Genomic DNA, 19,047 nt, shown 5'->3' on the forward strand with positions numbered 1-19,047 from the left:
AGCATCACTTTTCTATTTTTGGAGCTTCCGACAACGTCAGAAGCTCCATTTTTCTATTTCCTAAAGGTGTGATTGCACCCCTTGGTGATTATTATCCAAGCGATAGGCTTCTTCCAAGTAAGTGCGAGCCATCGAGGTTTCCCTTAATCCTAAATGACCTAATCCCATCAGGTAATTACAGTGGATGACATTCTTCTTGCCCATATCATCTTCCCAGATCTGTAAGTCTGGTAAAGAAACGGCAAAATAATCCATCTTGAATATATCGAAAAGATGTTTCTCTCCGTAATCGATCAAGGCATGGAAACGGCCTTTCGCCTCGTCTGTGCGTCCTAATTTGAGTAAGGCTAAGCCTTGATAGAAAATCTTATCCGGTTTCTGGTCGTTGTAATACATGGCAGCTGCAGGTTGGCGGTTACCTTGGGTGGCAGCTTCCCAGCAAGTTTTTGCTTCAGCAGTACGTCCCATCGCATCAAGGATACAACCTTTGTAGTAGTTGAAATCATTCTCTTGTGCGCCCTGTAGTTTCCCTTCTCCCAGATGATGTGGATAAACATAACATTCGTTGATACGGGTCAATGCCTCTTCGTACCGGCCTTCTTTCATATATTGCTTTACCAATTCAAGACGTGCCAGCTGATATTGTGCCGTTACTTTGCCTTCTCCTCCTTCCCATGGATGGAATTTCCGGGCATCAATCCATTGGATCGCTTCTTCATACCGTCCCAGTTGGTTGAGCAAAGTGGCATATTCCAGATATAAATCATCCCGAAGGGTGACAATCTCTTTATGCTGGTTCAGGAAGTTGAAACGCTGGTTATGATTATAGTTCATGCGTTTATGTAACTGATCCAGTTCCATCAGCAGGCGGGCATCGGAAGGATCCAACGCATAAGCCTTTTCCAGTAGGTTGACGGCTTCTTCTTTCCGTCCCAGTTTGTTGAAATAAGCCAAAGCCAGGTTACGTAAAACTGTTGGGAACGCATCATTGATCTGTACCGAAGTTTCCCAAGCCGAAATTGCTTCTGCATATTGCCGTTTGTCGTACCAGATATTTCCCAGATAATACAAAGCTTTGGAAGCTTTCGGATTATGACGGATGATAGCTTGCAAGGCAAGAATCGCTTCCAAGGTGTTGGGGAAGCATCCGTCGATAGGCGAAAATTCTGCATCTTGGATAGCAGCTGTCGCCATGGCATTGTCCCCAGTCTGTAATTGACACCAAGCGAAATAATAAAGAAGCATCACCGGGCTGTCAGTCACGTTTGCCAGGGCTGTTGTAATTACCGCCTTGGCTTCATCCCACAAACCGGCAGAGATATAGTCGGTGGCTAATTCTTCATAATTGTGGGCATCGTGGCGTATGATTTGTTCGAACGATTCCATCACTTTCTCATCCTGTGTCAATAGATACTTCTCGAACAGGCAACCGAAGTTAAATGCATCTATTTGCAGGGATTCTTCAGCTAAGCGCAAGGCTTTTTCTGTTTTACCCGACAGACGTAAGATGGCTGTTTTCAGGTGGCGTCCGCGTAGACTGTGCCAGTTTCGTAACAAGGATTTGTCGATTTCACACAAAGCATTTTCCCAATCTTTTCGGATAACAGAGATCTGAGCCAACGAGAAATATCCGGCATCTTGCCAGGCTCCGTTCCAACAGGCTTTGTAGAAGGCATCGTAGGCTTCGTCTAATTTTCCCTGATATTTCAGAGATAATCCGAGATTATAAGATGGTTCACCGTCATACGGATTTGGATTCCGTTCTGTCAGTCGTTTGATGGCGTTCCGCAAATAAGGTTCAGCTTTCGCAAACTGTCCTTTCCGGATCAACCAAAGTCCCATGGCGTTGTTTGAACGTACATCCAACGGATCCCGTTTCAAGGCTTCCTGGTAATAATCTACCGGAGAATAAGTTGCATGACGGTATTGTTCCAGATGTAATCCTGTCAGATACAATTGTTCGATAGTAGGCACATCTTTCGGGTCGAGGGCAGCTTTGGCAGGATCGGGTAATTCTTTTACGCCATCCGGTTCGGGTTCCCAATCCAGAATCTTGCGCCCTGTTTCGTTATATATCCATACTTTCACCGCTTTCATGTCGGTAACCGGAACCTGTTGTTCAAAGACTTCTTCCGGAGAAAGGGTAATGATGTGATGCCATACTTCATGATCTGCTTGCTGGATGCTTATCCGTACATTGGGCAGATAGCGGGTAGCAAATAATTTCAAGACAGCTTTTCCGTCTGTCTCTTCCAGATTCATCAGTAAGTCTGAAGACGCATTCTTAACGACTCCCAATTCGCGATAAGGCATGAAGTATTGTGTGAATGTTTTCTCCTCATAGGGTTGCAACCAGGTGAAGTCGGGTTGGTTATCCGTATAAACACCTGTCATCAGTTCGATATATGGGCCATCTGCATCTGTCAGATTACGATCCCAAGCCTGACCAAAGTCTCCATTTCCCCAGGTCCACTGTTTCTTTCCCGGAGAGATGTGGTGATTGGCTACGTGCAGAACACCGGCGCGGGTATCATTCTCATATCCGCCTACGAAGTTATACTTGGAATTGACTGCCATATAAGAAGTCGGTACTGGAATATTCTTATATCGGGAAATATCTACTCCTGCCGAATAATCCATTTTATAATAAGTACCAGTTGCGATCGGATAACGGGAAACATCTCGCTTCCCATGATCGAATACCGCATGTACGTCACCTGGAAAGACAGACTGATAATGTTCGTTGACGGCTACTGCTGGATTTGCCCACCATAAAAACGTCTGTGGGATTGGTGTTGGATTATAAAGTCTTCCCTGAATTTCCAGAACAGCCCGACCCGGACGTAGGATAAATCCTGCCATTCCTTTTTGATGGAACATCCGTTCCCGTTCATTTACCCAAACGATGGCACTGCCCTCTTCTTTCCGTTCAATGGTATAATCTACCGGCATAAAGGTACTTGGACGATGATGCTGAGGCCAGTTGAATTCGATACCTCCTGAAATCCAAGGTCCGGCCAATCCTACCAATGCCGGTTTGATGACATGATTGTAATAGATGAAATGGCGTTGCTTGATCTTGTCATAGGCCATTTGGACACGACCTCCCAGTTCGGGAAGGATCATTACTTTGATATATTCGTTTTCAAGAAACAAGGCATGATACGTCTTGTCCGTACATGTATCAGAGATCTTCTCAATGACCGGATACGGATAAACGACTCCGCTGCTTCCCTGGTAAACACGTTTTTCCAGAAACATAGGACTTTTTTCCGGTTTCCCGGCTTCATAGGTTGGGAGAACAATATCTTCTTCCCACACTTTTACTGCTGTTGACATATAAATTGGATTTTATCGATTTCTTTATTTCACTAATTCTTTCTCAATCTCACCGAGTGTTTTCCCTTTTGTTTCAGGAAGCTTTATACGGATAAACAGGCCTCCGGCCAGACAGATCAGACCATAGAGCCAGAAAGTACCTGAAGCTCCGGCTGTTTCGTTTAAGATTGGGAATGTATAAGTCAGGATAAAACAGGCAACCCACAGGAAGAAGGTGGATAAAGCCATGGCCATTCCTCGGATACGTGCCGGGAAGATTTCAGAAAGAACAACCCATACTACCGGAGCTAACGACATGGCGTAGCAGGCAATGGCTAAAACAACCAGTAATAACATGGGCCATCCACTGAATCCGAAGTAATAGCAGGTCCCTAATATCAAATAGATAAGTGTCAATCCCGCTGAACCGATCAGCATCAGACTGCGCCGTCCGAGTTTATCAACGGTGTAAATGGCAACGAACGTAAAGATTACATTGGTGATTCCTGTGACAACGATGTTCATCAATACATCCGATACGGCATAACCGGCTGCAGAAAAGATCTCATGAGCATAATTAAAGATGACGTTGATGCCACACCATTGTTGGAAAATGGCCAGGACGATTCCGATAAGCAATACATTTCGGACATCTGGCTTGGCCAATGCTTTCCAATGTACTTCTTCTGTCTTTGTTTGTGTAGCTTGTCTGGCATCGGTTAAAGTCTGTTCGGCAAATTCATCTCCGCCAATCCGGACCAAGATCCGCCGGGCTTTCTCTTCTTGTCCGAAAGCGGCCAGCCAGCGGGGACTTTCCGGAATGATGAAAGCCAGGATAAAGAACAATACAGCCGGTATTAATTCTGCCCAAAACATCCAGCGCCAGGCCCATTCGATACCATCGGCAGTCAGCGTTCCGTCTGGAGCTGTAAAACCATCTCCAATCAACCAATTAGCTATCTGAGCAAATAAGATTCCTAGTACGATTGTCAATTGATTCAGAGAAACCAGTTTTCCGCGGATGGAGGCAGGTGATACTTCGGCAATATAGACCGGAGAGACATTCGAAGCAATACCGATTCCCAGTCCGCCGATAATCCGATAGATGATGAACCAATTGAAATCACTGGTAGCTCCGGTTCCGACTGCTGATAGGATAAACAGGAAGGCTGCCATGATCAACATCTTCTTTCGTCCGTAACGGTCGCTCCATTTACCGGATAACAAGGCTCCGACCAGACAACCGATGAGAGCGCTACTCATGGCCCATCCCCGTAAAGCAGCCGAGTTCTCCAATTGGAAAAAAGGTTCATAAAAAATCTTTGCTCCTCCGATGACTACCCAATCGTAACCGAAGAGCAATCCTCCCATTGCCGATACCAGGCAAATCAGAAGTAAATAAGCTGTTGTTTGTTTCATAAAAGCTAAGTTTATACGTTGATTAGTTTTTGAGTTTTTCAGGTTAGAACTCATTTGCAAATTAACGCCATTTCTACCAAACAAGGAATAGATAATTTATCGGTGAAGATGGACTATTTTTCGATAAATGTCGTATGTTTGCAGATAGAACATCAAACCATGGAAAACATGATCAAACGAAAAGACGGATTCAACGGAGAACGAGCCTTAGTCCTTCCTGCTTCGATTGTCAAAGAATTGGAAGCAGATGTGGTAGCTTCTATCTTGTATATAACAGACATTGGGTATTATCCAAAGGCTTGGCATCATTTTCGGGAGCGGACAGAACCGATCGATCAGTATGTCTTTATCTATTGTATGGAAGGCGAAGGCTGGTATCGGTTACGTGACCATGAATATAAGATTACTTCCAACCAATATTTTATCTTGCCTGCCGGTGAACCGCATGCTTATGGCGCCAATACAGAAAATCCATGGACAATTTATTGGATTCACTTCAAAGGTAAGTTAGCTTCAGAATTTGCCCGTCAGGCCGCTTCTCCGATTGAAATCAAACCCGGTATTCATTCTCGTATCAGTAATCGGATCGATTTGTTTGAAGAGATTTTTCATACCTTGGAGATGGGATACAGTCGTGAAAACTTACTGTATGCTTGTTCGATCTTTTATCATTACTTAGGTACCTTGCGCTATTTACAACAGTACAGGGATGTGGCATCAGGAGATAAAGAAAAGACTGATATCATCACGGCTGCCATTCATTTTATGAAGGAGAATATCGAAAAGAAACTGTCTTTAGGTGAAATAGCTCAGCATATAGGTTATTCGCCTTCTCATTTTTCTGTTTTGTTCAATCAACGAACCGGTTATCCGCCACTGACTTATTTTAATCAGCTTAAGATACAGAAAGCATGTCAGTTACTCGATTTTACAGATATGAAAATCAATCAGATTTGCTATAAGATCGGTATTGGAGACAGTTACTATTTTTCTCGTCTGTTTCATAAAGTAATGGGCATGTCTCCAATGAAATATAAAAAAATGAAGAAAGGATAATGAGGTATAAGTCTGAATTTTTATTATCTTAGCGACGATAGGAGCTACAAAAGGTCAACAACCTTAGATTCTTAACTAACATTTAAATATCAATTATTATGAAACACATTTACAAGAACCTCATGATTTGGGTAGTATCACTTTCCGGCATGTCATTAACTGCCCAAACCGTTGCCGATAAACACAAGGCAATGTTACCACAGTCAGGAAAGCTACAATGGGAAAAAACTGTAAAAGCAATGCCCAATCCACAAATGCCGGTTACTCGTATACTGCATGATCGGATGAATCAGTCTGTTATTTCCCGTTCAGCATCATTACGCGCTACAACAGCCCAGGCGATGCAATTGGATAGTATCATCGATTGTAGCCCCAAAGGCGAAAAACAAAGCAAATATGTTTACCAATACAATGCACAGGGGAAAATTACAGAGGAATTAGAATATTCTTGGAATGATCAGGGTTGGATTCCCAATAGTCGTTATTTATATGAGTATGATGCAAATGGAAATTGCTTATCGAATGTATACTATAAGCTTAATGGTTCTGATTGGCGATTATTTTCGAAAGAAGTTTCTACCTATGATAGTGCAAATCATTTAACCAGTATTTCAGAGAATTATTACAATATAGCGGAAGAAATAACTTCTCAGTATTATACTGAATATAACTCAAAGGGGTCTCAAACTAAATATGAATATAAAGAATTAAGAGATGGTGTATTGACGCTAACTTTACAAGATCAATATAGCTATGATTCTGCTAACCGACAAACCCATGCCGAGTCTAAATTTTTGGATGAAAACGGAGAATGGCATTTTACTTTATATGTTGATTACGAATATAATTCACAAGGAAAAACAACTCTATACGAAAATTATTCTTGGAATGCCGATGAGGGTAAACTCTTTCTGATTCAAGGATATTACACCCAATATGATGATATGGGACGCAATATATATAACGAGCAAAAAGATTGGAATGGCAGTGGGTATGAAAGGGTTGCTTTTAGAGTTGATTATGATGAGAATAACAAGATAATTCTTAAAGAAGATTTACGGGACAATCCGGATATGTATAGGCACTCTATAGAAGAATATACATATGTAGATGGTTTATCTTCAACATCAAATTTGAAAGATACTCTTATCTGGAAAGATGATGGAAGTAAAGAGGTCTCTTATACAAGTACTGATTACAAATACAACGACCAAGGACGTTTGCTCTTGGAAGAGACTTTTGATGTTGACCCGGAAACAGAACAACGTGGCACAAAAATTTCTTCTATGGAAATGACTTATGACTCGCTGAGTCGTATTACGGCTATGATCAGTAGCTTTTATGAAAACAATTCTATTTCGGATCGTGACAAAACGGAATATGAATATATTGATGATAATGGAAATTATATTGAAAGCTATTATAACTGGGATAATGAAAGCAAAGACTGGATATTGTCTTACAAAACTAAACGTGAATATGTGCAAACCGGAGTGGAAAGCTATTATTACCAAGATTCAAGCTGGGACGAAGAATCCGGAAAATGGATAATTTCAGTTGGATATAAGTTTGAATACGAAGGAGATAGTAATAATTATACTCAAATGGAATATCGCTGGAGTAAAGATGCCGGAGATTGGGTTATCAATTATGGATATAAATTTGTAGATGAAACTAATGGAGAAAACCATTGTGAGGTCACAGCCAATTATGATGTAGATAATGCGTGTTGGGTAGTTGCTGAATCTAATAAAAGAGAAGTAACAGACGGTAATCCTAAAATCATTAAGCAATATTCTCTTCCTAAAAATGATCTTGAAAACTGGCAATTGGATGGTATAAGTTACTATTACTACTCCGAATCCAGCGTTGCCAACGAATCTATCGATGCGGTAGATGCTCGTATTTATACGCGCCCGGGTACAATTCATGTAGATATGGAAGGCAAGGCTGCCTTGTCTGTTTATGCGGCGAACGGTGCTTGCTGTTATCAGTCATCTATCAGCGGTTCGACGGATGTTTCTAACCTGCAAAGAGGAATCTATTTCGTTGTACTGCAAAGTGATTCTGGAACAAAGAAAGTAAAGGTATTGGTCAAATAAATAACCGAAGAGGTATTTAGAAGTACTTTCTGGTAAAATAACGGCTGTTGGTTATCATTCCTGTTTTTCGGAGATGACCAACAGCCATTTTTTTGTTTATGTTCTTACGAACACTGCATATAAATCCAATAGGAAAGTAATTGTTTGACAGCTGTCGAAAAGCTTTTCCATATTTGTCAAAAAGCTTTAGCACATATATGGAAAAGCTTTAGCACAGATGTCAAAAATATAAAACCCAATGAATTTTCGATTAGTTACCCGCTAATTGGATTTGAACAGGTTGCCCTTTCTGAGTCGGGATCACTAATACTTCGCCTTCACGGGTTACATCGCCTTGGTTGCCTGTTACCGAAGGTTCTCCGGTTTGCATAGAGGCTGGTAACGCAATCCGGCAGGTTCCTCCCTGCTCAGGATATATCGTAATTTGCTGTACCTTACCTCTTTTTTGTTCGGCAGATACTAGGAAGGCGCCCATGGCACGTAGGTTCTGGAAAGAGATGTCTTGCCAAGATGCTGGAACAGCCGGGAAAATCCGAATGATACCAGTATGACTCTGCATCAACATTTCCTGGATTCCGGCCGCAAAGGCGAAGTTTCCTTCGAGCGTAAACGGGCGGTAGGTGAACTTGGACTTACCACTCTTCGTCTGGTCGCCATTAGCATGGAATGTATTGGGCAGGCAGAAACATTCGGCAAAGGTTTTCAGTTCCTGTGCGGCTCCTTCGCCATCGAAAGCGCGGGCTTTCATGTTTCCGAACCAGCTGTAGGAGTAACCGCACCAGTAATCCGGACCCACATCCTGCAGACGTTTGATAGTTGCGTTGATAATCCGTTGGGATTCTTCTCCCTGACTGTAATCGATCAGACCCAGCGGATGGATCGACATGGCGTGTGAGAAGTGACGATGTGAATCTTTGTACGGGAAACCTTTGGCGAAAGTCAACGAACCTTCTTCGTCTACATCAAATGCTGGTAACTGTTCTCCTACTTCTTTCCAGTGGGCTGCCTCATCGTTCAACTGCAAGGCCGTAGCCATTTCAGAAGCAGCCTTAAAGGCAAACTTCATCAAGGAAAGATCGTAGTTCGTCATATCCTTGAACCAGGCCTGTATACTGTTGTCGAAGATTTCCGGACTTGAACTGATCGGCAGGCGGCGAACGCCTTGTTTATCCACTGAAGAAACCTGTTCGAGGAAGGTTACTACATCCTTCGTAAACGGATAAGCCCGTTCTTTCAGGAAAACAGGATCGGCCGAGAACTTCCAGTGCAGGTAGAAATGCTGAGATAACCACGCACTCACCGTCGGAGACATGGAATATTGAATCCAGCCGCCCATCGGTTCTCCGGTCAGTGTGCATACACCCGGAATGTTCATTCCCTCACACTCGAAGTATTGCTTCGTATATTTCTTATAAACCTCCCGTTGGTTCCAGAGAGTATTCAGATAACCCATCTCTTCCTGCAAATGGTTTCCCATATAGGCCGGCCAATAGCTCAACTGGGTATTCAGGTCGTGATGATAATCGCCCTTCCAAGGTGGAAGTTTCCCATTATCGGCTGTCCAAACTGCCTGAAGAGAGATCGGAGAAGAATTCTCGCGGGAAGCCGAACCAAACTTGTACATTTCATTGTCGTATTGCTTTTGCAGGACTGGATCAGGAATGGAGATGGAAGATGCTTTCCAATACGTATTCCAATAATCCATATGGGCCTGATAGTCTGATGCGACACCACGTTCCAACGCTTGTAAGGTCTCATCCGAAGCCTTATCCGGAGATAAAGATGAAGAAACACTCCAGACACCGTACAGTTTCTTACCACTTTGCTTCCAGCGTACGTTTACATCGTAGTAGAATCCGCCCCAACCCGGTTGATGATAGGTGATTTCCTGCTCATGGGTCTGTACCGATCCTTGTTCATATCCCAGGCGACGTAAGTCTAATCCTTCTACGGGACCGTTATCTCCCGCATCACCCGGTTTATTGTATTGTGGAGCTATCAGACTAGGCTGAATAGTTTCCGGCAGGTTCTCGAAGACAAACCAGCCCACCGGTTCCGTCGCATGGACAAAAGTCTTCAAGGTGATACCATTGTCCCAACGGGCTTCGCATAAAGCGTTGTTCAGATACAGATGTACATCACTCGGTTCTCCCAGTTTTCCCAAAGGAAACTCAAGGGCGGCTCCCGGAATCTTCGAAGGAGCAGGAAGCTGGTCGTAAGGCCAGTCGTATTTCTTCTGAACCGGCAGGTAATCGTCTTTTTGTACCTGACTGTATACCCAGGAGAAACGGTTGTTCGGTCCGGATATACTATCCATCGGACGAAGATCCCATAGATCCGTACGATCCAGAGAGAAACGCAGTGCCGAATCCCGTTGCCAAACCAAGGCTCCGACGGTCGCATTTCCTAAAGGAATTCCTTCATCCCAGCTTTTTGCCAATTGTCCGAACTGCAAATCGCTTGCCGACGGACTTTCTTTCCAATCCATCTTCTCTTGGCAGGAACACAGTATTCCGGCAACCGGAATCATCCAAAGAAGATGACGTGTCAATTGTGTTTTCATTTTACATACAATTAAATTAGTGCTACATTCTATCGTTCGTGTTATCTTGTTTACGGTTCCATAACGACCTCAATGAAGTTGCCTTGTTTCAACAACCGGTCGGTAAAGGTCCGGATTGTTTCCGGAGTCATCTGCTGTAAGGTTTCGGTATAAGGAGTCAAGGCATCTAGGCCTTTGCAATAATATACATCCAGGACATTCAGCCAGTAACCGTTTTCTTGCAGTTTCTCTTCATGCCGTTTCTGCATATTATCGAATGTCTTCTTGAAATCTTCCTGACGCGGACCTTCTTTCGCAATACGTTGTAATTCGGTCCGGACAATCTGGTTCATATCCTTCCATTTGGCAGGATCAGTATCAAATACAATCTGCAAGATGGTTCTACCTTCGGGGAAATCCTGTACGGCAGTACCGGCTTGTACGCCATATGTTCCGCCTTCTTCTTCCCGAACTTTCTCAGTATAGACCAAATCTAAGATTTGACTTAGCATGGAAGCTGAAAGGATGTGTTGCAAATCGTAGGTCATCTGGCCCGAATAGATACTATAAATAGTCGCTTTGGGTGTTTCCTGCTCGCGATGGAAATGGCAGATATGTTCGCCTTTGGTCATAGCCGGTTCATGAGAAACATCTGCTTTTTCGGTCCGATGAATCGAAGGTAACGTTGCCAGATACTGCTGAATCAGCGGACGCATACTGTCAATATTCAGGTTGCCGACGAAAGTAAAGGTGAAATCAGACGCGTCTGCGAAACGATCCTTATAGATTTCGATCAGGCGTGGATAACTGATCTGATCCACTTCCGAAGCTTTCAGGCTTTTCATTCGCGGATTATTCTGATACGTGATACGAATGATACTGTCCTGCAAGGCATACATCGGGTCCAGTTCCTGATTCTTCAATTGAGCTTTCAGGCGGGAAACCAGCGACTGATAAGCGTCGTTGTCAGTACGCAATGCCGTAAATCCCAGATAAACCAGTTCGAACAATGTCTTGATATCCGTCGGAGAAGCATACCCGTTCACACTTTCGGAGTCCGTTCCAATGGAAGTCGAGCAGGAAACCTTCTTACCTGCCAAACGTTTACTTAAGTCGGTTGCCGAGAAATTACCCAAACCGCCCAAACCAATAACACTGTTCAGCAACTTCAGATTCTGGGCTTCTTCATCTCCGTATAAAGAAGTTCCACCCGGACTGGTAGCCGTCATTTGGATTTCATCATCCTTAAAGTCCGTATGCTTTAATACAACCCGTACGCCGTTGCTTAGTTTCATAACCGTAGCCCCAAAAAGCGGGTCCACTTTCTCTTCTACGATACTGCCAACTTGAGGTAATTCAGGAATCAACGGTTCGTTGCTGACATTTTCCTGATAGGCTTCTACCGGAATCTGCTGTGCTTTCCGGAATTCGGCCAGTAATTCTTCTTCCGTCGGATATGTCACACCTTCCTTTTCCGGAGCTGTCAGACTGATAACAATGTTCTTGTCTCCGATAATCTGCTGGATATACTGATTCACCTGTTCTACCGGAATAGCCGGAGCTATTTGGTTGATCAGTTCATATTCCATCTCGATTCCCGGAATACTTCCACCGTCGGTAAAATGAGAAACGTACTCGCTGGAATATGTACTGTTCTTCTGTTTGTCTCGTTCATTGAAGGCCGATTCATACGCTTTCAGTACATTGATACGGGCTCGTTCGTATTCAGAAGCCGTAAATCCATATTGTTTCACCCGCTGAATCTCCTTCACGACGGCTGTCAGGGTAGAATCAATACAACCTTCTTTCGCTAAAGCCGCTACCGACCAGGCCGATTTAGTCTTGGAAACCATAAAGTCTCCATCCGATGCTGCCGCATAAATAAACGGCGGATTCGCTTTCTGCAGGATCTCTTGGAACCGTTCGTTGATCATCTGATCGCATACGGCCTGTACGTAACCGGTAACCATGCCCATTACGGAAGCTTTAACTTCTTTGGGTAACGGATCGTATTTATAGAAGATGTACAGCAGAATATTGGAGGCTTCCTTGTCTGTGGCAATCGAAACAATCGGTTCGTCGTTGTCCGGTACACTGAAATAAGTACGTTCTGTGGCATTCACCGGGGCCGGAATATCGGCAAACATCGTTTTTATCCGACTTTCTACTTGATCGACATCCACATCTCCCACAATAATAATTGCTTGCAAGTCGGGACGATACCATTTCTTGTAATACGCTCTTAACTCGTCCGGCTTGAAATTATTGATGACATCCAGTGTGCCGATAGGCATCCGGTGAGCATATCGGTTGTTGGGATACATCTTTGGTAATTGTTGTTCCCATAATCGGGCCTGTGCATCTTGGCGAGTACGCCATTCTTCCCGGATTACGCCCCGTTCCTTTTCAATAGCCGTATCAGCCAATGTAATGAAATTAGACCAGTCGTGCAGGATCAGCAGGCAGCTGTCCACCACCTGCGTGCGCTGTACCGGCGCATTCGTAATCATATACACGGTTTCATCGAAAGAAGTATAGGCATTGAAGTTCTCTCCCATCCGCATACCGACACTTTCGGTATATTGATCCATGGCATGATCTGGAAAGTTTTTGCTTCCGTTAAAGGCCATGTGTTCCAGGAAATGGGCTAAACCTCGCTGATTCTCTTCTTCCAGAATGGAACCTACGTTTTGGGCGATATAAAAGTCTGCCCGGTCTTTCGGAAGTTCATTGTGACGAATATAATATGTGAGTCCGTTGCTCAGTTTTCCATAACGGACTTTCGGATCAACCGGTAGCGGTTGAAGTTCCGTCTGCGCTTGCAATTGTCCTAATCCAACCCAAAAGAGCAGGAAGAACATCCAGAATTTCGATGTGTATCTCATAGCTTTATTATATAGATAAGACAAAGCTAAATAAAAAATGGCGTAATCGGTTATGATTCTCTATCTTTTGAATATATTTGCATACATAAAGAAACGATGACGAAAACCAAGAACTATGAAAGATTGGCGTGATTTATTCTATTTCTCGAAAAGTGAACGTAGGGCACTGACGTTGCTGTCCTTCCTGATTCTGGGAGCTTGGTTCCTGCTTTGGCTTACTGAACCGGAAGAAGAGTCTTTGTCCCTGACCGTTGTTGCACCGGTTTCCCGAACAGATTCCGTTCCCAAGTCCAAGCCTCAAGATACCATCCGGAGCATTCCCCGTACCGTTCCGAAGTCACGTTCTTCGTATTCGGAGAAACGGCGGTTTCAGAAGCCTTTTGCTTCCTCGTCCAAACGCCCCCGAACCCAGAAGTTTCCAGCCGGGACACAGGTGGAATTAAACCAGGCTGATTCGCTGACCTTACAGAAAGTTCCGGGAATCGGTCCCGTTTTCTCTCGCCGTATCATCAAATACCGGGATCTTTTAGGCGGATTTTATACGGTACATCAGTTGGCTGAAGTTTATGGCATTGACGCTGATAAGTATGCCGCTCTTGAACCCTGGTTTACCGTAGATACAGCGTTGATTCGTCCTTTGATCGTTAATCAGGCAGATTACCGGACTTTGATCCGGCATCCGTATCTGAACAAACAACAAACCAAAATCCTTCTCCGCCTCATTGAACGGAAAGGGAAGCTACAGGGCTGGGAAGAACTTCGTCTGCTGGATGAATTTCCTCCTGGAGAAATAGAAAGGCTCCGTTACTATCTGTCGTTCGACTAAAAGGGTATCAATCCAGCAATAAATCTGATACAAGGCATATACATAACATCAGATCTCTTCAATAAGCCATTTCTCTATATTTCTGGTTTTATTGCTGAAGTTCACCCCTATTTTATAGAGTTGCCGCGAATCGTTTTGTTTCTCGTTGGAATCGAAAACGATTCTCGAATCATTTAGTCATGAAGAAAATTACGGATCATCATGCTACCTTGTGGAGTCATGATTGATTCGGGATGGAATTGTACACCATAGATGGGTAACTGCTTGTGGGAAAAAGACATGATATGTCCTTCTTCATCCATAGCGGTAATGTGTAGACAGTCAGGGAACGAATCTGTTGATAATAACCAGGAATGATAACGCCCGACTTGTATAGGCTCATTTACCTGTTTATATAAACGATCCTGATGATCCCGTATCTGAAGTGTTGATGGATGTCCGTGTTTGGGAGAAGACATCTGCTCTAATTGGGCACCAAAGTATTGTCCGATGGCTTGATGCCCCAAACAAACTCCTAATATCGCATGACTTCGATGACAACGGTCGATTAAAGTAAGTAAATCACCGGCTTCTTCCGGAATTCCTGGTCCTGGTGAAAGCAGTAGGCAATCAAATTCATCCAGTCGGTTGAATGGAATCCGATCGTTGGTTACTACCTCAAAAGAACACAGAGGGTCTTCACGCAGTATCTGTACCAAGTTATAGACAAATGAGTCGTAATTATCAACAACAAGCACTCTCTTCATGGAAAATATCATTAGAAACGGCTACAAACATACGCATAAATTCATATATTTCCGTAGCTTTGTTCTTGAATCAAAAGAAAGTGGAAGAAAGATGGAGTGGTTATCTGCCGAGAAAACCCGGCAACGGATGAATGATTACGGAGCGAAAGGAATTCCGTTCCTGTGTGCTGTGAATTATGAATTGACGGAGGGCTTTGTGTTGCCTTATCCGCTGGAACAAAAAGAAGTCTGGTGGAACATGGAAGGAATAACGAATCAGCCGTCTTTTACAACAGAAAAGCAAGGTAGTTATTTCAGGTCTTTGCCTATGGATGAGGATAGTTATGCAGCCAAATTCCGGATAGCCCGTCAGGGATTGCTGCGGGGTGATTCTTTTCTCCTGAATCTGACGGTAGCAACGGATTTGGATACGGATTTTACACTCGAGGAGATCTTTATCCGAAGTCGGGCGCGATATAAGTTATTGGTACCGGACCGGTTTGTCTGTTTCTCTCCGGAAACTTTCGTCGTTCTTTCAGATGGAAAGATTTCTTCTTTTCCGATGAAAGGAACTATTCGGGCAGATATACCTAATGCCGATCATATCATTCTGAATGATTATAAGGAAAGTGCCGAACATCATACGATTGTGGACCTGATCCGGAATGATTTGAACCGGGTAGCTACCGATGTGCGGGTAGAACGCTTTCGTTACATAGACCGGTTGGTAACGAACCGGGGAGAAATCTTGCAGGTATCCAGTCAGGTTACAGGAAATCTGCCGGAAGATTATTTATCCCGCTTGGGCGATCTTATTTTTGATATGCTTCCGGCCGGTTCTATATCAGGAGCTCCTAAAGCGGCAACGGTACGTATTATCCGGGAGGCAGAAAAGGAAGACCGGGGTTTCTATACGGGTATTTTCGGCTATTTTGACGGGAAGAGTTTCCGATCTGCCGTGATGATCCGGTTTATTGAACAACAGGGAAACCGATTACGTTTCCGGAGTGGCGGAGGAATCACCGTCAATAGTGATTGTTCTGCCGAATATCAGGAAGTCTTACAAAAAGTTTATTTACCATGTTGATGAATCCTCCTCGTTTTATAGAATCAATTCGCGTATGCAACGGTGCTTTTTGTTCGCTGGAATGGCATCTGCAACGAATGCGTCAGACGGCTGCCCATTGGCAATATCCGCTGGATTTGTCTCTTTTTCCCGAGGAAGTACCGGAAGAGGCCAGCTCAGGAGTCTTTAAATGCCGGATAGTTTATGATACCCAGATTCGGGAAATCACCTATTCTCCTTATCAACCTCGGATGATCCGTTCCCTCAAACTGGTTGATGGTGGTGCGTTGGATTATAGGTTCAAATATGAAGACCGTTCAGCTTTGATGCGTTTAACCCGGCAAAAAGGAATCTGTGATGATATTCTTATAACAAAAGATGGGTATATCACTGATACCTCATACAGCAATGTGGTTCTGGAAAATTCGGAAGGTCTGTTTGTCCCTCATACCTATCTGTTGAATGGAACCCGTAGGCAGCGTTTACTGGCCGAAGGAATCGTGCAGGAAAGGCCTATCCGCACATCTGATTTAAACCAATATAACTGCCTGTATCTTATTAATGCTTTGATTGGATTGGAAGAAAATATTTCTCTTCCAGTCTCTGCTATAGACATTTTAAGTCAATCCAATGCGCTAAATAACAGGCAATAAATTTTTTCAGCATAATGAAAAGAACTTTTCAATTAGATGATAAGTGCTTTTCATTCTTGTGAGAAGAATTTATCTCAACAATGAAAAACAATGAAAGGAAGCAACAGGAGGGTAAATAAAGAAGAGTTGTAAATCTTCTTGTAAATTATTATTTTCGTGGCGGAATAAAAGATTGGAACTATGTATTACGAAGCGGTCGATATACTGAAAGGCATGATAGCCATACCTTCGTTTAGTCGGGAAGAGAAAGAGGTTGCCGACTTTCTGGAAAATAAATGGAAGCAGGCAGGACAGAAAGTCTTTCGTCGGGGGAATAATCTTTGGATGATAGCCGGGAATCTGGTTGATCCGTCCAAGCCGACGTTATTGCTGAATTCGCATATTGATACGGTAAAGCCTGTCAGTGCCTGGACATGTGATCCGTTTACTCCGGAAGTCGATGAGGAAGACCGGCTATATGGTTTAGGAAGTAATGATGCGGGAGCCAGTGTTGTTTCTTTGTATGGAGCATTTACGTTGCTTTCCCGTCAGGAACAGCCTTATAACTTGATTTTCCTGGCGTCCTGCGAGGAAGAAGTTTCCGGAAAAGGAGGTATCGAATCCGTATTGCCGTATTTGCCGCCTGTTGATTTTGCCATCGTTGGCGAACCGACCGGGATGCAGCCTGCAGTAGCCGAAAAAGGACTGATGGTACTGGATTGTACGGCAATAGGTAAAGCCGGACATGCTGCCCGTAATGAAGGAGTCAATGCCATTTATGAAGCTTTGCCGGATATCGAATGGTTTCGTTCATACGTATTCCCTGAACAGAGTGATTTCTTGGGACCGGTCAAGATGAGTGTGACGATGATCAATGCCGGTACACAGCACAATGTAGTACCCGATAAGTGTACCTTTGTGGTAGATGTGCGTACCAATGAGTTTTACACCAACGAAAGACTGTACGAAGCCATTTGCCAGCAGGTGAAATGTGAGGTAAAAGCCCGTAGCTTCCGCCTGAATTCTTCGTCGTTGCCTTTGGATCATCCTTTCCTGCAGCGGACGGCTATGATGGATTTGAAGCCGTTCGGTTCGCCTACATTAAGTGATCAGGCCTTGATGCCTTTCCCTTCGGTAAAAATCGGACCGGGGCAATCCAGTCGTTCCCATACGGCGGATGAATATATTGGGCTGATGGAAATCCGTGAAGCTATTCAGATGTATGTAACCTTGCTCAATCAGTTGAAATTCTGACATTGCATGTGGAAGAACATTTTAGGTACCGTTGGTGCCCGTTATCTGGTGGCACTGCTCAATCTGCTTCTTATCTTTGTTAATGCAAAGGTTTTGGGAGCCGAAGGATTGGGCTTGGTCGGTATCCTGATTGCTTCCATTAATCTGGTAACTACCTTCAACAGTATTTTCTGCGGAGGAACGATCGTGTACTTTATGCACCGGTATTCCTTGCGGGATGTCTTTATTCCGGCCTATCTGTGGGCAATCTTCGGATCGATGTTGGCTACGGCCGTACTGGCTTTGGCTGGTATGTTTCCGTTAGGCTATCTGTTGGATGTTTATCTGCTTTCGCTTACCGGATCGTTGATTACAGCCAACTCCCGTTTTCTGTTGGGACAAGACCGGGTCGGGGCCTTTAATCTGATCTTCATGATTCAGGGCGGATTGCTTTGTCCTGTATTGCTTTTCCTTTACTTCATTCTCGGACTGAAAGATGCAGAGGCTTACCTGTATGGACTTTATGTAGCGAACCTTTCCGCATTGGGTTGTAGTCTTTGGTGGCTGTATCGGGATTTGCGTTCCTGTTTGCTTCAGACATCTCGAACCTCCTTGCATTGGCGGGAAATGCTGGTCTATGGATTATGGGGAAATGTGGATAACTTAGCTGAAGTTTGTACGACACGTATCAATTATTTTTTCATCAGACGCTTCTTAGGCTTTGCCGGAGTTGGTTTGCTGGATGGAGGAACACGTATATCAGAAAGTGTCTGGCATATCAGCCGTTCTATTGGTTTCTTAACAAACAGCCAAGTAGCTCGGGAAAAAGATCCACAGAAACAACGGCAAATCACTCTCCGTCTGCTTCGACTGACATTCTTGGGAACATTCGTGGCCGTTGTGTGTCTTCTTTGTGTTCCGGAATGGATCTTTACCGATTACCTATTCAGCCAGGAGTTTAAAGGCATCACTTCCGTTATCCGAGGCTTATCCGTTGGAATTGTCGCCTTCGGATGTCATACAATACTTTCACAGTACCTGATTGCCAGCGGTCATGTGCGGTACAGTGCCGCCTCTTCGTGTGTCGGGTTGATCGTTCTCCTTATTGCCGGTTATTTCCTTATCCCGGCTTATGGAATACCGGGCGCTGCAGTTACTTCCAGTCTGGCATTTACGGCGATGGCTTGTTTTTCTTTCTGGGCATTCCTCAAGTCATCACGTAAATAAGGAAGATGGCGAGTGC

General features: G+C 43.9%; 12 protein-coding genes. 7 read left to right on the plus strand and 5 right to left on the minus strand.

Features of this window, described 5'->3' with window-relative positions:
- Nucleotides 1-60 precede the first annotated feature (60 nt).
- Complete coding sequence (locus tag MUN53_RS03610; protein WP_243323448.1) at nucleotides 61-3,339, minus strand: DUF5107 domain-containing protein; 3,279 nt, start codon at nucleotides 3,337-3,339, stop codon at nucleotides 61-63.
- A gap of 24 nt (nucleotides 3,340-3,363) precedes the next feature.
- On the minus strand, nucleotides 3,364-4,737 hold the full coding sequence (locus MUN53_RS03615) for a sugar porter family MFS transporter (RefSeq protein WP_243323449.1): 1,374 nt from the start codon (nucleotides 4,735-4,737) through the stop codon (nucleotides 3,364-3,366).
- Nucleotides 4,738-4,905: 168 nt separating this feature from the next.
- Here MUN53_RS03615 and MUN53_RS03620 point away from each other — a divergent pair, with 168 nt between their 5' ends.
- Together MUN53_RS03620 and MUN53_RS03625 are read left to right on the plus strand one after the other, a co-directional pair.
- On the plus strand, nucleotides 4,906-5,793 hold the full coding sequence (locus MUN53_RS03620; RefSeq protein ID WP_243323450.1) for an AraC family transcriptional regulator: 888 nt from the start codon (nucleotides 4,906-4,908) through the stop codon (nucleotides 5,791-5,793).
- Between the two features lie 98 nt (nucleotides 5,794-5,891).
- Nucleotides 5,892-7,895, plus strand: a complete 2,004-nt coding sequence (locus MUN53_RS03625) for a T9SS type A sorting domain-containing protein (protein ID WP_243323451.1) — start codon at nucleotides 5,892-5,894, stop codon at nucleotides 7,893-7,895.
- A gap of 250 nt (nucleotides 7,896-8,145) precedes the next feature.
- Here the strand turns inward: MUN53_RS03625 and MUN53_RS03630 are convergent, their stop codons facing one another.
- Nucleotides 8,146-10,425 carry a glycosyl hydrolase family 95 catalytic domain-containing protein gene (locus tag MUN53_RS03630; RefSeq protein ID WP_243323476.1) on the minus strand — a complete coding sequence of 760 codons (2,280 nt, stop codon included), beginning with the start codon at nucleotides 10,423-10,425 and terminating at the stop codon, nucleotides 8,146-8,148.
- 83 nt (nucleotides 10,426-10,508) lie between these two features.
- On the minus strand, nucleotides 10,509-13,322 hold the full coding sequence (locus MUN53_RS03635; RefSeq protein WP_394803032.1) for a M16 family metallopeptidase: 2,814 nt from the start codon (nucleotides 13,320-13,322) through the stop codon (nucleotides 10,509-10,511).
- A 115-nt stretch (nucleotides 13,323-13,437) separates the two neighbouring features.
- On the opposite strand from MUN53_RS03635, the gene MUN53_RS03640 reads away from it, so the two are divergent.
- Complete coding sequence (locus tag MUN53_RS03640; RefSeq protein ID WP_243323452.1) at nucleotides 13,438-14,148, plus strand: ComEA family DNA-binding protein; 711 nt, start codon at nucleotides 13,438-13,440, stop codon at nucleotides 14,146-14,148.
- Between the two features lie 173 nt (nucleotides 14,149-14,321).
- Here MUN53_RS03640 and MUN53_RS03645 read toward each other — a convergent pair whose 3' ends face one another.
- Nucleotides 14,322-14,894: an anthranilate synthase component II gene (locus MUN53_RS03645; RefSeq protein ID WP_243323453.1), complete on the minus strand. Its 573-nt coding sequence runs from the start codon at nucleotides 14,892-14,894 to the stop codon at nucleotides 14,322-14,324.
- A 91-nt stretch (nucleotides 14,895-14,985) separates the two neighbouring features.
- Here MUN53_RS03645 and MUN53_RS03650 point away from each other — a divergent pair, with 91 nt between their 5' ends.
- From MUN53_RS03650 to MUN53_RS03665, 4 genes are all read left to right on the plus strand, one after another.
- Complete coding sequence (locus MUN53_RS03650) at nucleotides 14,986-15,960, plus strand: aminodeoxychorismate synthase component I (RefSeq protein WP_243323454.1); 975 nt, start codon at nucleotides 14,986-14,988, stop codon at nucleotides 15,958-15,960.
- Nucleotides 15,954-16,592: an aminotransferase class IV gene (locus MUN53_RS03655; RefSeq protein WP_243323455.1), complete on the plus strand. Its 639-nt coding sequence runs from the start codon at nucleotides 15,954-15,956 to the stop codon at nucleotides 16,590-16,592. Before MUN53_RS03650 ends, MUN53_RS03655 begins: the two co-directional genes overlap by 7 nt.
- Nucleotides 16,593-16,772: 180 nt before the next feature.
- Nucleotides 16,773-17,825, plus strand: a complete 1,053-nt coding sequence (locus tag MUN53_RS03660) for a M20 family metallo-hydrolase (protein ID WP_243323456.1) — start codon at nucleotides 16,773-16,775, stop codon at nucleotides 17,823-17,825.
- A gap of 6 nt (nucleotides 17,826-17,831) precedes the next feature.
- A complete protein-coding gene (locus MUN53_RS03665) occupies nucleotides 17,832-19,031 on the plus strand; it encodes a lipopolysaccharide biosynthesis protein (protein WP_243323457.1) in 1,200 nt (399 codons plus the stop codon).
- Nucleotides 19,032-19,047: the final 16 nt, after the last annotated feature.

Source organism: Parabacteroides faecalis (genome assembly GCF_022809355.1).
In the GTDB taxonomy this organism is placed as follows: Bacteria; Bacteroidota; Bacteroidia; order Bacteroidales; family Tannerellaceae; genus Parabacteroides; species Parabacteroides faecalis.